The following is a 13,969-nucleotide window of genomic DNA, read 5'->3' as shown; positions in this document are numbered from 1 at the left end:
ACAACTCCTCGCTTAGAACTTCAGGCCGGCTTCACGCGCGGCATCGGCCAGCGCTTTCACGCGGCCATGGTAACGAAAGCCCGAGCGGTCGAAGGCAACCAGTTCGATACCGGCAGCCTTGGCCTTCTCGGCGACGCGCTTGCCCACCAAGCTGGCGGCAGCGGCATTGCCGCCACGACCCGTCTTGTCGGCCAACTGCTGACGCACTTCCGCTTCCAACGTCGAAGCGCTGACGAGCACGCGATCGCCTTCCGGCGCAATGATGTTTGCGTAGATGTGCTGGTTCGAGCGGAAGATCGAGAGGCGATGTACGCGCAGCTCGGTGATCTTCCGGCGAGTCGGTACCGCACGACGCAAACGGGAAATTTTCTTGTCCATGATTCGTCCTTGCCTGAGCGGTTATTTCTTCTTGGTCTCTTTGATGACCACGCGCTCATCCGAATACCGCACGCCTTTGCCCTTGTAGGGTTCAGGTTCGCGATATGCACGGATCTCGGCAGCCACTTGACCGACGACTTGCTTGTTCGAGCCCTTGATAACGATCTCGGTCTGGGTCGGGCACTCGGCCTTGACACCAGCGGGCAACTTATGAAGCACGTCGTGGGAGAAACCCAGTTGCAATTTAACCGCGTCGCCTTGGATCTGAGCGCGGTAACCCACGCCGACCAGGTTCAGCTTGCGCTCGAAACCCTTGCTTACGCCGGTGACCATGTTGGCGACAAGCGCGCGCACGGTACCCGACATGGCTTTGGCTTCGCGCGAATCGTCGGCAGCTTTGAACGACAACGACGTGCCGTCCTGCTTGATGTCGACGAAACCGTTCAGCGACTGGTTCAAGGTGCCCAACGGGCCCTTGACTGTGATTTGGTCCTGCGCGATTTGGGCTTCGACACCCTTCGGCAGTTCGACCGGATATTTAGCGATACGTGACATTAGAATCTCTCCTTAGGCCACGTAGCACAAAACTTCGCCGCCCACGCCGTCGGCGCGTGCTTTGCGGTCGGTCATGACGCCGCGCGAGGTCGAGACGATAGCCACGCCCAAGCCGTTCATGACTTGAGGAATGTTGCTACGGCCCTTGTACACACGCAAGCCGGGGCGCGAGACGCGGTCGATGCGCTCGATAACCGGACGGCCGGCGTAATACTTCAGGGTAATTTCGAGCTCAGGCTTCGCTTGCGAACCCTTCACTTCGAAACTGTCGATATAACCCTCGTCTTTCAGCACGGCAGCGATGGCTGCCTTCAGCTTCGAGGAGGGCATGCTAACCGTGACTTTGTCAACCTGCTGCGCATTGCGGATGCGCGTCAGCATATCGGCGATCGGATCGCTCATGCTCATATTCGTTCTCCTACCAGCTGGCCTTGGTGATACCCGGGATTTCTCCGCGCATCGCCATTTCACGCAGTTTGTGACGCGTCAGACCGAACTTGCTGTACACGCCGCGGGGACGACCGGTCACCGCGCAACGGTTACGTTGGCGAGTCGGGTTCGCGTTGCGGGGCAATTGCTGAATCTTCAGCCGAGCCTGGTAACGCTCTTCGTCGGTCTTGGATTGGTCGTCGACGATCGCCTTCAGCGCTGCGCGCTTCGGTGCGTATTTCTCGACCAGCTTGGTACGCTTGATGTCGCGATTGATCAGTGAAAGTTTTGCCACGTCATCGCCCCTTAGTTGCGGAACGGGAAGCTGAAGGCCGTCAACAGCGCCTTGGCTTCTTCGTCAGTCTTCGCGGTAGTGGTGATGCTGATGTTCATCCCACGAATCACGTCGATTTTGTCGTATTCGATCTCGGGGAAAATGATCTGCTCTTTCACCCCGATGTTGTAGTTGCCACGGCCGTCGAACGCACGACCCGAGATACCGCGGAAGTCGCGAACGCGCGGCAGCGCGACAGCGACCAGACGGTCCAGGAATTCGTACATGCGGCGACCACGCAACGTGACCATGCAACCGATCGGATAGTCTTCACGGATCTTGAAGCCGGCGATAGCTTTACGCGTCTTCGTGATCACGGGACGTTGGCCGGCGATCTTCGTCAGATCCGACACAGCGTGTTCGATGACTTTCTTGTCGGAGACCGCTTCCGAGACACCCATGTTGAGGGTGATCTTCAGGATGCGCGGCACTTCCATGGCGCTCTTATAACCAAACTGGGTCGTAAGTTCGCCGGAGATTTTGTCGCGGTAGATTTCTTGCAAACGAGCCATGTTGTTCGCCCCTTACGCCTTGGCGCCGACTTCGGCACCGTTGGAACGAAACACACGCACCTTGCGGCCATCGACTTCTTTCACGCCAACGCGGTCGGCTTTGCCGGTCGCGGGGTTGAAGAGCGCCACATTCGAGATGTGGATCGGCATGGTCTTCTCGATGATGCCACCAGGATTGTTGGCCATCGGGTTAGGCTTCGTGTGCTTCTTGACGGTATTGATGCCTTCGACCAGTACATGGTCGGCGTCCAGGCAAGCCAAGACGACGCCACGGCGCGTTTTATCGCGGCCGGTCAGGACGATGACTTCGTCGCCTTTACGGATATTGTTCATCGAAGGCTCCTTACAGCACTTCCGGGGCCAACGACACGATCTTCATGAACTTTTCGGTACGCAATTCGCGCGTAACGGGTCCGAAGATGCGGGTGCCGATGGGCTCCAGCTTGGCATTGAGCAAAACAGCGGCGTTGCCACCGAACTTGATAAGCGAACCGTCTTTCCGGCGCACGCCCTTGGCGGTACGAACCACCACAGCGTTATAAATTTCGCCTTTCTTGACGCGTCCGCGGGGCGCGGCGTCTTTGACCGTCACCTTGATGATGTCGCCGATACCGGCATAACGGCGCTTGGAACCGCCGAGCACCTTGATGCACATCACATGACGCGCACCAGTGTTGTCGGCCACGTCCAGCGTGGTCTGCATTTGGATCATGATTTTTCCTATTCCAACTTAACCGGAGAAACGCATCCCGAACCCGGAATCACGCCTCTCCCGCCAGTTTTGGTCCCGTAAGGCTAGCTAGTGAAGCCGACCCTGGGTTGAAATCCTGCGGGTGTTTCCTCCCACACTCTTCTTGCTGGCTTGGACCTGGCGCGAAGCACTCGGTGCCTCTCGCTTGTGATCTACGACCGCGCAATTGGGAATGCGGGAAAGCCGTTGATCATAACGCGGTACCGAAACTGACGCAAGCACTTATGTCGGCGGGCTCACTAGTGCGTTGTTTTTTCGTTAGACTGTACGGCTGCATCCCGACGGCGCCGGCATGACGCGCTGGTCCCTGCCCTCAGGCTCTGCCCCGATACGCATCACCCGCTATTTCCCTTTCACCGCTTTCTAAAGGTTGTCGCATGTACGAAACATTGGCGCTTTATATCGATGGAGAATTCGTTTCCGGCGAAGGCCGCAAGACGCAAGACGTTGTGAACCCGGCAACGGGTGATGTGCTCGGCCAGTTGCCACACGCAACGCAGAAGGATCTGGATCGTGCATTGGCCGCTGCCGAACGTGCGTTTCAATCCTGGAAAGTGTCGTCGCCGATGGATCGCGCCGCCGTGTTGCGCAAGGTGGGACAGCTCTCGCGCGACCAGGCCAAGGACATCGGCCGCAACATGACGCTCGACCAGGGCAAGCCCTTGGCCGAGGCCGTTGGTGAGGTGGTGTCGTGCTCCGAGCACGCCGATTGGCATGCCGAAGAGTGCCGTCGCATCTACGGCCGCGTGATCACGCCCCGCAATCCGGACGTGCGTCAGATCGTCGTGCGCGAACCGATCGGTGTCTGCGCCGCGTTCACGCCCTGGAACTTTCCGTACAACCAGGCGATTCGGAAGGTGGCCGCCGCCATCGGCGCCGGTTGCACCGTGATCCTGAAAGGCCCCGAAGATTCGCCCAGCGCCGTGATGGCCATCGCGCGCATGTTTCACGAGGCCGGCCTGCCGAAAGGCGTGCTGAACGTGGTGTGGGGCGATCCCCCGGTCATCTCGGATTACCTGATCCGCTCGCCGATCGTGCGCAAGATCTCGTTTACCGGCTCGGTACCCGTCGGCAAGCAATTGGCAGCGCTCGCCGGCCAGCACATGAAACGCGCCACGATGGAATTGGGCGGTCACTCGCCTGTGCTGGTATTCGACGACGCCGATATCGATCGCGCGGCCAAGATGCTCGCCAAGTTCAAACTGCGCAATGCCGGCCAGGTGTGCGTGTCGCCCACGCGCTTCTATGTGCAAGAGAAGGCGTATGAAGAGTTCCTCGCCAAGTTCACTGAAGTCACGAAGGGCGTGAAGGTGGGCAACGGCCTGGAAGACGGCATCGAGATGGGACCGCTCGCGCACCAACGCCGGGTGCCCGCGATGAGCAAATTCGTGGAAGACGCCAAGAAGCGCGGCGGCAAGATCGTGACGGGCGGCGAGCCCATCGCCGGACCGGGTTACTTCTTTGCCCCGACGATCGTGACCGATCTGCCGGAAGATTCGATGTTGATGACGGAAGAGCCGTTCGGCCCGATCGCGCCGATCGTACGATTCAAGGACACCGAAGAAGTATTGAAGCGTGCCAACAGCCTGCCGTTCGGGTTGTCGTCGTACGTGTTCACCAACTCGCTGCAGACCGCCACGAAAGTGTCCAACGGCCTGGAAGCGGGCATGGTCAACATCAACCACTTCGGCAGCGCACTGGCAGAAACGCCGTTCGGCGGCATCAAGGATAGCGGCATCGGCAGCGAAGGCGGCACCGAGACCTTCGACGGCTACCTGGTGACCAAGTTCATCACGCACATCTGATCTGAATAGCGGCTATCGCGCCGCATAGAAAAAGGGCCGGGAGAAGCGATTCTCCCAGCCCTTTTTTTTCGTGTTGCCAATAGCGCTTCAGCGCTACCGGCAAGCCCGACTTAGATGACGCGTACAGCCTCGATCAAGCGCACCACACTCCACGACTTCGAACGGGAGATAGGACGGCCTTCAGCGATTTCGACAGTGTCGCCTTCGTTGTACTGGTTCGTTTCGTCATGCGCCTTGTACTTATTGCGGCGCGTGATGACCTTACCGTAGATCGGATGCTTCACTCGGCTTTCGACCTGCACCACGACGGTTTTATCCATCTTGTTGCTGACGATTTTGCCGACCAGCGTACGCTGGTTCTTCTTGGGGACTGCGACTTCTTGAGTTTCACTCATGATTATTTCCCTGCCTTCTCGGTCAGCAAGGTGCGTACGCGCGCGATGTCGCGGCGCACTTTGCCAAGCTGGCTGTGGTTGGCAAGCTGTTGAGTGGCCCGCTGCATACGCAGACCAAATTGCGCACGCAACAGACTTTCGAGCTCTTTGCCGAGCTCGGCGGCGTCTTTCGAACGGAGTTCGCTGGCTTTCATTTAGTACTCCTTAAGCACCGATATGACGCGCGACGAACGTGGTCCGGAGCGGCAGCTTTGCAGCGGCCAAGCGGAAGGCTTCACGCGCGATTTCTTCGCTTACACCACCCAGCTCATACAGCACTTTGCCCGGTTGAATTTCAGCGACCCAATACTCGGGGTTGCCCTTACCGTTACCCATCCGGACTTCGGCAGGTTTTTGCGAAATAGGCTTATCCGGGAAAATACGAATCCAGGTTTTACCTTGACGCTTCATGTGACGGTTAATGGCACGACGAGCGGCTTCGATCTGGCGCGCCGTCAGACGACCGCGATCGGTCGACTTCAAGCCGAAATCGCCGAACGAAACGTCCGTTCCGCGAGTAGCCAGACCGGTGTTACGGCCTTTTTGCTCTTTACGATATTTTCTGCGTGACGGTTGCAGCATCTTTATTCTCCTTCGGGCGTCGGCGTCGCAGCGCCATCAGCCTTGCGCGGACCGCGTCCACGACCACCAGGACCCGCACCCGGACGGCCGGCGCGAGCGCCTTCCGGACGGTCACCGCGCGGAGCGCGGCGGGGACGGCGGTCATCTTCACGGGGAGTAACCACTTCCGGCGGCATTTCGCCGTTCGGGAGCATGTCGCCCTTGTAGACCCAGACCTTGATACCGATCACACCATACGTGGTGTGGGCTTCGGACGTACCGTAGTCGATATTGGCGCGCAGGGTGTGCAACGGCACACGGCCTTCGCGATACCACTCGGTGCGAGCGATTTCGATACCGTTCAGACGACCGGCGCTCATGATCTTGATGCCTTGGGCACCCAGACGCATCGCGTTTTGCATCGCGCGTTTCATCGCACGACGGAACATGATGCGCTTTTCGAGCTGTTGCGAGATCGAATCGGCAATCAGTTGAGCGTCGGTTTCCGGCTTGCGGATTTCCTCGATGTTGACGTGCACGGGCACGCCCATCAAACGCTGCAGATCGCTCTTCAGGTTCTCGATGTCTTCGCCACGCTTGCCGATCACCACGCCCGGACGAGCCGAGTAAATGGTGATGCGGGCGTTCTTGGCGGGACGCTCGATGATCACGCGGCCGACCGACGCGCTCTTGAGCTTCTTCTTCAGATACTCGCGAACACGGATGTCTTGCGCCAACATGCCGGGGAAGGCCTTGTCGTCCGCAAACCACTTGGACGACCAGTTACGGGATACCGCGAGACGGAACCCAATCGGGTGAATTTTCTGACCCATCGTTGCTCCTTACGCGCCGACTTTGACCACAATGTGGCAAGTCTGCTTCTCGATACGGTTACCGCGGCCCTTGGCGCGCGCCGAGAAGCGCTTCATCGATTGAGCCTTGTCCACATAGATCGTGGTGACCTTCAGCTCATCGATATCGGCGCCGTCGTTGTGCTCGGCGTTGGCGATAGCGGATTCGACAGCCTTCTTCAGGATGACGGCCGCCTTCTTGGGGGAAAAGGTGAGGATGTTCAGTGCTTGCGCAACCGACTTACCACGGATCAAATCCGCAACGAGTCGGGTCTTTTGCGCAGAGATGTGCACCCCACGGATAATGGCTTGAGTTTCCATCGCTTACCTCTTCGACTTCTTGTCCGCGGCGTGACCCTTGAACGTACGGGTCAGCGCGAATTCGCCGAGCTTGTGACCGACCATGTTCTCGTTGATATAAACGGGAACGTGCTGACGGCCGTTGTGCACAGCGATAGTCAGCCCGATGAAATCGGGCAGGATGGTGGACCGGCGCGACCAGGTCTTGATCGGCTTCTTGTCTTTGCCCACGACGGCTGCATCGACCTTCTTGATCAGATGCGCGTCGACAAACGGGCCTTTCTTGATCGAACGTGACATGATGTTCGCCCCTTACTTGCGCTTGCGCCGTTGGACGATCATATTGTTCGTCCGCTTGTTGCGTCGAGTCTTGAAACCCTTCGACGGAGTACCCCAAGGGCTGACCGGCTCGCGTGCTTCACCGGTGCGGCCTTCGCCACCACCGTGCGGGTGATCGACCGGGTTCATGGCAACGCCACGAACCGTCGGGCGGACACCGCGCCAACGCATTGCACCGGCCTTGCCGATTTGGCGCAGGCTGTGTTCTTCATTGCCGACTTCACCGATCGTGGCACGGCATTCGATGTGCACGCGACGGACTTCGCCGGAGCGCAGACGCACTTGAGCGTAAACGCCCTCACGCGCCAGCAGCACAGCGGAAGCACCAGCCGAACGGGCCATCTGAGCACCCTTGCCCGGGAGCATTTCGATGCAATGGATCGTCGAGCCAACCGGGATATTGCGGATCGGCAACGTGTTGCCGGCGCGGATCGGGGCTTCGACGCCCGAAAGCAGCGTAACGCCGACTTCCAGACCACGAGGAGCGATGATGTAGCGACGTTCGCCGTCCGCGTAGCACAGGAGTGCAATGTGCGCGGTGCGGTTGGGGTCGTATTCAAGACGCTCTACCTTCGCCGGGATACCGTCCTTGTTGCGACGGAAATCGATGACGCGGTAGTGCTGCTTGTGACCGCCGCCACGGTGGCGAACCGTGATGTGACCGTTGTTGTTACGGCCAGAACCACGAATTTGCTTTTCGAGCAACGGAGCGAACGGCTCACCCTTGTGCAGGTTAGGGCTTACCACCTTAACCATGCTGCGGCGGCCGGCCGAGGTCGGTTTAACTTTTACGAGGGCCATTTACATCACCTCCGCAAAGTCGATTTCCTGGCCTTCCTTGAGCGACACATAGGCCTTGCGCTCACTGCGGCGCTTACCCATGAATCGGCCAAAGCGCTTGACTTTGCCTTTGCGGTTGAGGACCTGCACGGACTCGACCTGCACTTTGAACAGCAGTTCGACGGCAGCCTTGATTTCCGGCTTGGTCGCGGTGTCCACGACGCGGAAAGCGACTTGCTGGTACTTTTCGGCGACGAACGTGGCCTTTTCGGTCACGATCGGAGCCAGAATGACTTGCAACAAACGTTCTGCATTCATCCCAGCATCTCCTCGAATTGAGCGATGGCCGACTTGGTGATAACCACTTTCTTGTAGTGGATCAGCGACAGCGGATCGGCGTAACGCGTTTCAACCACAGCGACGTGCGGCAGGTTGCGGGTAGCCAGGTAGACGTTTTCGTCGACCGCATCGGTGATGATCAACACCGATTCCAGACCCATGTCACGCAGCTTGACGGCGGCGTCTTTGGTCTTGGGCGTATCGAGCGAGAACGTTTCAACGACGGAGATGCGGCCTTCACGGGCCAGCTGCGACAAGATCGAACGGATCCCGGCGCGGTACATCTTCTTGTTGACCTTCTGGCTGAAATTCTCGTCGGGCGAGTTCGGGAACGTGCGACCACCCCCACGCCAGATCGGCGAGGACGTCATACCGGCACGAGCGCGGCCCGTACCCTTTTGACGCCACGGCTTCTTCGTGGAGTGCTTGACTTCCGCACGGTCTTTCTGTGCACGGTTGCCGCTGCGCGCGTTGGCCTGGTAGGCCACGACGATTTGGTGAATCAGGGCTTCGTTGTAGTCACGGCCGAACACGGTGTCGGGCGCGCTGAACGTAGCGTCGGATTGACCTTGAGCATTCAGGAGCTTCAGATCCATGGCTTATGCTCCCTTCTTGGCCGTCATTTTGACGGCCGGACGCACAATGATATCGGCGCCGGCATGACCCGGGACCGCGCCTTTGACCATCAGCAGACCGCGCTCGACATCGACGCGAACCACGTCGAGGTTTTGCACGGTGCGGGTCGCGTCACCGAGGTGACCGGACATGCGCTTACCGGGGAACACGCGACCGGGATCTTGCGCTTGACCGATCGAGCCCGGCACACGGTGCGAACGGCTGTTACCGTGCGACGCGCGTTGCGAACCGAAGTGGTGGCGTTTGATGGTACCGGCGAAGCCCTTACCGATGGTGGTGCCCGTGACGTCGACCTGTTGGCCGGCTTCGAACACGCTTTCCACGGCAATCACGCTACCAGCCGAAAATTCGGCGGCGCGGGTGGGATCGAGGCGGAATTCTTTGAGGATGCTACCGGCTTCAACGCCAGCCTTGGCATAGTGGCCGGTTTGCGGCTTCACTACACGCGAGGCGCGACGGGTGCCGTAGGCCACTTGAACCGCAGCATAGCCGTCGGTTTCAGGGGACTTGACTTGAGTCACACGGTTGTTGGACACGTCCAGCACGGTAACCGGAATGGATTCACCATCCTCGGTAAAAATGCGGGTCATGCCGACCTTGCGACCCACCAGACCCAGCCGATGGGCGGCAGGCGTGGGTGTCGGATTCGACATCGTTTTCTCCATTCCCGACTGCGATTGGTCGGGGCTAATTTCAGACGAAAGTAATGGTTTTCGTCTTGGGTTAAATGCCTGCAGAACGACGCATAACGCGCTTCCGAATCAGCCTGCTCCAAATGGTGCATGGTGCCCGATAGCTATGCGCAACCCTGCCAAAAATGGCAAGCCTAAAACTATAGCAGCAATATCTTGGCAATACAAACACTTAGCGCACCCAAGTGTGTTGCGGCGGCGACACAGCTAGGCTGCAGGCACACCCGAATCGGTGCCGCGCCATTGCTGCGGTGAGCGGCCGAACTGCGCACGGAAGCTCTGGCTGAAGTGGCTCAAGCTTGCATAACCCACATCGGCTGCCACGTCCGTGACGCGGCGCCCGTCGGCCAGCATCGTGGCTGCCGCATCGAGCCGGATGGCGCGCAGGCGCGCACTCACGGTCATGCCCACGATCTCGCGAAAGGCATGCTGAAGACGCTTCTCGCTCATATGCAACATGCGGGCCAATCGTTCGGCGGTCCAGTCCTCGCTGAAGCGCTGCAACAGCACGCGCTCTGCCCGCAGGGCCGCCTGATGGGCGTCGCCCATGACCGCCTGCGGTGCAGCGCCGTTGAGCAGCTCAGCCGTCACCGACAGCGTTTCGAGTGCGCGCGCTTGCCACCACAGGCGGCGCGCCAGTTGGCTGTTCTGAGGACAGGCCGCCATCGTTCGCGCCAGGGCCATCAACGCTGGCGGCGCCGGCATGCACGCCACGAATGCGCCGTTGTCCGGGCGGCTAAGTGAGGCAGCGCATCGATCGCGCAGCATCTCACACAGGGCCTGCGCGCCGTGCCTGGCAAGCGCCGATTCACTGAAACGAATATCGACCAGGCTTACCGGACGGCCACCCGGAATGCGCGTGCGGCTGGCGGTGCCTGCGGCGTAATTGAAGAGCAACACGTCGCCGGCGACCGGCAAGCAGACGCTTGCCCGGTCGACCTGTACCTCGGCGCCGGCCGTCAGCCAAACCTGGATCCCGAACACGGCTGCGCCCGGCGCAGGCAAGTGCACGGCGTTGCGCGGCGTGCCGTCGAGCACCGCGAGACTCACGCCGCGATCGACCTGCTCCAGGCAGGCGATCACCGCATTCCAGTCGCGGGTGACAGGCACGGTGGGCAGCGTGTCGCGCCACCATTCGTGGGCGCGTCTCGGCGACCCATAGCGCGAGGAAGCGTCGTGCATGATCGGCTGCGGCATCTGGGCACTTCCTTCCCCGAAGCATCGGGCGTTGCAAAACCGGTAATTCGACAATTTCGGGCGGAATTCCGCAAGCCGCGACAGGATGTGTCTGGGATGATCGGCCACGATAATGATTATCGTTCATTTACCCCACCCTAGACGAGGTTTACCGTGGCGCCGTTTGCTCCCGCCCCACTCGCCGCAGCGCTCGCCCTGGCGTGCGCCCTGCCCGTTTTATTTCCGCTCGATGCCGCCGCCCAAGCCGCAGCCGGCAGCACCATGCAGTTGGCGCCGATTGTGGTGCGCGGCGACATCACGGCCGGCGGCGACACAGCCGGCGATATGTTTGCCGCCACACGCTCGCGTTCAGGTTCCAAAACCGATAGCGCACTGATCGAGACGCCCCAAACGATCAACGTGATCACCCGCAATGAAATGGATCAGCGAGGCGCGACGTCGCTCGTGCAAGCGGTGCGCTATACGCCGGGCGTGATCGCGCAGTACGGCGACAACGACGTGCGCTATGACTGGCTTACCGTGCGAGGCTTTCGTCCGGCACGTTACCTCGATGGCCTGCTGCTGCCCTTTGGCGCACGCGGCTATTCCCAACCTCGCATCGAGACGTATGGTCTGGAACGGGTCGAGATCCTGAAAGGTCCTTCGTCGGGCCTTTTTGGGCAGACCACACCGGGCGGGTTGGTCAACATGACCAGCAAGCGGCCCACAGCGGATCGCACCAATGAGGTCTTCGCGAGCTATGGGTCGTTCGATCAGGTGCAGACGGGCTTCGATTTCTCGGGCCCGGCCGACGAAGAAGGCAAGTTTCTCTATCGGCTCACGGGCGTCGGACGGACGGGCAACACGCAATTCCAACATGTGGACGACGACCGCGCCTTCATCGCGCCGAGCTTCACGTGGCAGCCATCGGCCAACACCAGCATCAATATCTCAGCGCAGTATCAGAAGATCGATTCAAAAGGCGGCGGCGGCGGGCCTGTGCTGCCCTACGCGGGCACCATGATCCCCACAGCCGCAGGCTACATCCCGCGCGATCGCTTCGTGGGCGACCCGGATTACGATCGCTTCAAGAACGAAACGACGATGTTCGGCTATACCGTCGACCATCGCTTCAACGATACCTGGAGCGTAAAGCAGACCGCGCGTTACACGCATGTGGATACCGATTCGCGCCGCGTGCAGATCGGTCAGATGGCCACACCCACACAGGCCGTACGTTACGCGTGGGCCTTCCCCGAAGATGCGCGCACCTTTCAGATCGACAACCAGGCCACCGCGCGCTTCGACCTGGGCGGCTCGAAGCACACCGTGCTCGTGGGCACCGACTATCTGCACGAGACGTCGCGATTCACGGAGAGCCAGTTGAACATCCTGCGCAATCCGGCTGGTACGGGCTTCGCATTGTTCGACGTGTATCGCCCGGTATACGGCAACCTGAACATTCAGGTGCCACCCGACGGTTTGCGCATCAACCAGTCGCGCGACCAGCTGGGTGTTTATCTTCAGGACCAGATCGACCTGGGCCGGCTGCGTCTGACGCTGGGCGCCCGCCAGGATTGGGCCGATACCGACACGAATACGTGGCGAGCGGCCGGCGCGAACGACGACAACAAGATACGCGACAACCGATTGACTGGCCGGGTGGGCGCCACTTATCTCTATGACAATGGCTTGGCGCCCTATGTCAGTTATTCGACGTCGTTCCAACCGACGGCGGGCACCACCCGCACCGGCGCGGCACTCAAGCCCACCACCGGGGAACAGATCGAAGCCGGCATCAAGTATCAGCCTGAAGGACAGGCAAGCTTCGTCAGTTTCTCAGGCTTCGAGATCGTTCAGAACAACGTGAGCGCGCCCGATCCGGTGAGCACGAACTTCACGGTGCAGACCGGACGCGTGCGGGTGCGCGGCCTCGAGCTTGAAGGCAAGGCGCAGCTCTCGAAAGCATGGAGTGTGATCGCCTCGTACGCGTTCACCGACAGCGAGATCACCAAGACGAACGCCACGGACAGCGCAGGACAAGTGGGCAATCAACTTGCGTTCGTGCCACGCCACCAGGCCGCGCTCTGGACGCACTACGCCTTGCAAAGCGGCCCGTTGGCCGGCTTGGGCGCAGGGGTTGGCGCGACCTATCGCGGCAGCAACTACGGCGACCTGAACAATCGCTTTGCCATGAAGCCGGTGACGCTGGTGGACGCGGCACTCGATTACGATCTGGGCCGCCTCTCGGATAGCCTGCGCGGCGCAAGCGCGGCGTTCAACGTGTCGAACCTGTTCGATCGCCGCTACGTGGCGAGTTGCCTGAGCGCGATCGGCTGCTACTGGGGGAGCGAGCGCACCATGATGGCCACCGTACGCTATCGCTGGTAGCGCGAACCGGCCGCCTGGATGCCGGCCGGCATTCAGGCGGTCGGGCTTGAGCCCCGTACGCAGGCACCCCAAACAAAAACGCCCACGATTGCTCGTGGGCGTTTTTATGGGTTCGAAGCCGCCTGGATTACTGCAGGGCGATTTCGACGTCAACGCCGGCGGGCAAGTCCAGACGCATCAACGCGTCAACGGTCTTGTCCGTAGGATCGACGATGTCCATCAAGCGCTGGTGCGTACGGATTTCGAACTGGTCGCGCGACGTCTTGTTGACGTGCGGCGAACGCAGAACGTCGTAGCGACGGATGCGCGTGGGCAGCGGTACGGGACCACGAACCACGGCGCCGGTGCGCTTGGCGGTATCGACGATTTCAGCTGCCGACTGATCGATCAGCTTGTAGTCAAAAGCCTTCAAGCGGATGCGGATCTTCTGGTTTTTCATGACGTTTCCTAAAGAACGAAGGAGAAGCCGCCGCACGCGCCGCGGCTCTCCGGGATGATGCAGATTTAGGCGATGATGGTCGCCACGACGCCGGCGCCGACGGTACGACCGCCTTCACGAATGGCGAAGCGCAGACCGTCTTCCATGGCGATCGGAGCCAACAGCTTGACCGTGATCGACACGTTGTCGCCCGGCAGAACCATTTCCTTGTCCTTCGGCAGTTCGATCGTGCCCGTCACGTCCGTCGTGCGGAAGTAGAACTGGGGA

The 13,969-nt window shown here is 60.3% G+C and carries 22 protein-coding genes; 2 read left to right on the top strand and 20 right to left on the bottom strand.

The annotated features are described in order from the left end of the window. Positions 1–12: 12 nt before the first annotated feature. From rplR to rplN, 7 genes are read right to left on the bottom strand one after another with little or no spacing between them, the layout of a single operon-like run. On the bottom strand, positions 13–378 hold the full coding sequence (gene rplR / locus EYW45_RS10990) for a 50S ribosomal protein L18 (protein WP_161135461.1): 366 nt from the start codon (positions 376–378) through the stop codon (positions 13–15). Positions 379–399: 21 nt separating this feature from the next. Further along, the gene (gene rplF / locus EYW45_RS10985) at positions 400–933 is read right to left on the bottom strand and encodes a 50S ribosomal protein L6 (protein WP_161135460.1); all 534 of its coding nucleotides are present in this window, start codon (positions 931–933) and stop codon (positions 400–402) included. 12 nt (positions 934–945) lie between these two features. After that, complete coding sequence (rpsH, locus tag EYW45_RS10980) at positions 946–1,341, bottom strand: 30S ribosomal protein S8 (RefSeq protein WP_161135459.1); 396 nt, start codon at positions 1,339–1,341, stop codon at positions 946–948. 10 nt (positions 1,342–1,351) lie between these two features. Further along, positions 1,352–1,657: a 30S ribosomal protein S14 gene (gene rpsN, locus EYW45_RS10975; protein WP_161135458.1), complete on the bottom strand. Its 306-nt coding sequence runs from the start codon at positions 1,655–1,657 to the stop codon at positions 1,352–1,354. Positions 1,658–1,668: 11 nt separating this feature from the next. After that, positions 1,669–2,208, bottom strand: coding sequence for a 50S ribosomal protein L5 (rplE, locus tag EYW45_RS10970; protein WP_161135457.1), 540 nt, complete (start codon positions 2,206–2,208; stop codon positions 1,669–1,671). 12 nt (positions 2,209–2,220) lie between these two features. After that, positions 2,221–2,541 (bottom strand): 50S ribosomal protein L24, encoded by a 321-nt coding sequence (rplX, locus tag EYW45_RS10965; RefSeq protein ID WP_161135456.1) that lies wholly within the window; start codon positions 2,539–2,541, stop codon positions 2,221–2,223. Between the two features lie 10 nt (positions 2,542–2,551). Next, entirely contained in the window at positions 2,552–2,920 is a 369-nt protein-coding gene (rplN, locus tag EYW45_RS10960; protein WP_161135455.1) for a 50S ribosomal protein L14, read from the bottom strand. A gap of 416 nt (positions 2,921–3,336) precedes the next feature. Between rplN and EYW45_RS10955 the strand changes: the two genes are divergently transcribed. Next, positions 3,337–4,764 carry an NAD-dependent succinate-semialdehyde dehydrogenase gene (locus tag EYW45_RS10955; protein WP_161135454.1) on the top strand — a complete coding sequence of 476 codons (1,428 nt, stop codon included), beginning with the start codon at positions 3,337–3,339 and terminating at the stop codon, positions 4,762–4,764. A 110-nt stretch (positions 4,765–4,874) separates the two neighbouring features. Here EYW45_RS10955 and rpsQ read toward each other — a convergent pair whose 3' ends face one another. The 11 genes from rpsQ to EYW45_RS10900 all read right to left on the bottom strand — a co-directional run bounded on the left by rpsQ (position 4,875) and on the right by EYW45_RS10900 (position 10,878). Then, a complete protein-coding gene (gene rpsQ / locus EYW45_RS10950) occupies positions 4,875–5,159 on the bottom strand; it encodes a 30S ribosomal protein S17 (protein ID WP_161135453.1) in 285 nt (94 codons plus the stop codon). Positions 5,160–5,161: 2 nt separating this feature from the next. After that, a complete protein-coding gene (gene rpmC / locus EYW45_RS10945; RefSeq protein ID WP_161135452.1) occupies positions 5,162–5,353 on the bottom strand; it encodes a 50S ribosomal protein L29 in 192 nt (63 codons plus the stop codon). A gap of 10 nt (positions 5,354–5,363) precedes the next feature. Further along, positions 5,364–5,780, bottom strand: coding sequence for a 50S ribosomal protein L16 (rplP, locus tag EYW45_RS10940; RefSeq protein WP_161135451.1), 417 nt, complete (start codon positions 5,778–5,780; stop codon positions 5,364–5,366). Positions 5,781–5,782: 2 nt separating this feature from the next. Further along, on the bottom strand, positions 5,783–6,592 hold the full coding sequence (rpsC, locus tag EYW45_RS10935; RefSeq protein ID WP_161135450.1) for a 30S ribosomal protein S3: 810 nt from the start codon (positions 6,590–6,592) through the stop codon (positions 5,783–5,785). Between the two features lie 9 nt (positions 6,593–6,601). Beyond that, positions 6,602–6,931 carry a 50S ribosomal protein L22 gene (gene rplV / locus EYW45_RS10930; protein WP_161135449.1) on the bottom strand — a complete coding sequence of 110 codons (330 nt, stop codon included), beginning with the start codon at positions 6,929–6,931 and terminating at the stop codon, positions 6,602–6,604. Between the two features lie 3 nt (positions 6,932–6,934). Next, the gene (rpsS, locus tag EYW45_RS10925) at positions 6,935–7,210 is read right to left on the bottom strand and encodes a 30S ribosomal protein S19 (RefSeq protein WP_161135448.1); all 276 of its coding nucleotides are present in this window, start codon (positions 7,208–7,210) and stop codon (positions 6,935–6,937) included. Between the two features lie 12 nt (positions 7,211–7,222). After that, a complete protein-coding gene (gene rplB / locus EYW45_RS10920) occupies positions 7,223–8,050 on the bottom strand; it encodes a 50S ribosomal protein L2 (protein WP_161135447.1) in 828 nt (275 codons plus the stop codon). Beyond that, entirely contained in the window at positions 8,051–8,347 is a 297-nt protein-coding gene (gene rplW, locus EYW45_RS10915) for a 50S ribosomal protein L23 (protein WP_161135446.1), read from the bottom strand. It lies immediately after the preceding gene. Further along, positions 8,344–8,964: a 50S ribosomal protein L4 gene (rplD, locus tag EYW45_RS10910; RefSeq protein ID WP_161135445.1), complete on the bottom strand. Its 621-nt coding sequence runs from the start codon at positions 8,962–8,964 to the stop codon at positions 8,344–8,346. Before rplD ends, rplW begins: the two co-directional genes overlap by 4 nt. A 3-nt stretch (positions 8,965–8,967) precedes the next feature. Beyond that, entirely contained in the window at positions 8,968–9,657 is a 690-nt protein-coding gene (gene rplC, locus EYW45_RS10905; RefSeq protein WP_161135444.1) for a 50S ribosomal protein L3, read from the bottom strand. 246 nt (positions 9,658–9,903) lie between these two features. Next, entirely contained in the window at positions 9,904–10,878 is a 975-nt protein-coding gene (locus EYW45_RS10900; RefSeq protein WP_161135443.1) for a helix-turn-helix transcriptional regulator, read from the bottom strand. A gap of 168 nt (positions 10,879–11,046) precedes the next feature. On the opposite strand from EYW45_RS10900, the gene EYW45_RS10895 reads away from it, so the two are divergent. Continuing rightward, entirely contained in the window at positions 11,047–13,263 is a 2,217-nt protein-coding gene (locus tag EYW45_RS10895) for a TonB-dependent siderophore receptor (protein ID WP_161135442.1), read from the top strand. A 127-nt stretch (positions 13,264–13,390) separates the two neighbouring features. Here the strand turns inward: EYW45_RS10895 and rpsJ are convergent, their stop codons facing one another. Continuing rightward, the gene (gene rpsJ / locus EYW45_RS10890; protein ID WP_003806903.1) at positions 13,391–13,702 is read right to left on the bottom strand and encodes a 30S ribosomal protein S10; all 312 of its coding nucleotides are present in this window, start codon (positions 13,700–13,702) and stop codon (positions 13,391–13,393) included. Positions 13,703–13,767: 65 nt separating this feature from the next. After that, positions 13,768–13,969, bottom strand: a 202-nt coding sequence (locus tag EYW45_RS10885) for an EF-Tu C-terminal domain-related protein (RefSeq protein ID WP_202444523.1), incomplete at its 5' end; no start/stop codon positions are given.

Source organism: Schauerella aestuarii (assembly GCF_009866805.1).
Classification (GTDB): domain Bacteria; phylum Pseudomonadota; class Gammaproteobacteria; order Burkholderiales; family Burkholderiaceae_B; genus Schauerella; species Schauerella aestuarii.
This window is presented reverse-complemented; position numbering and strand designations above follow the sequence as displayed.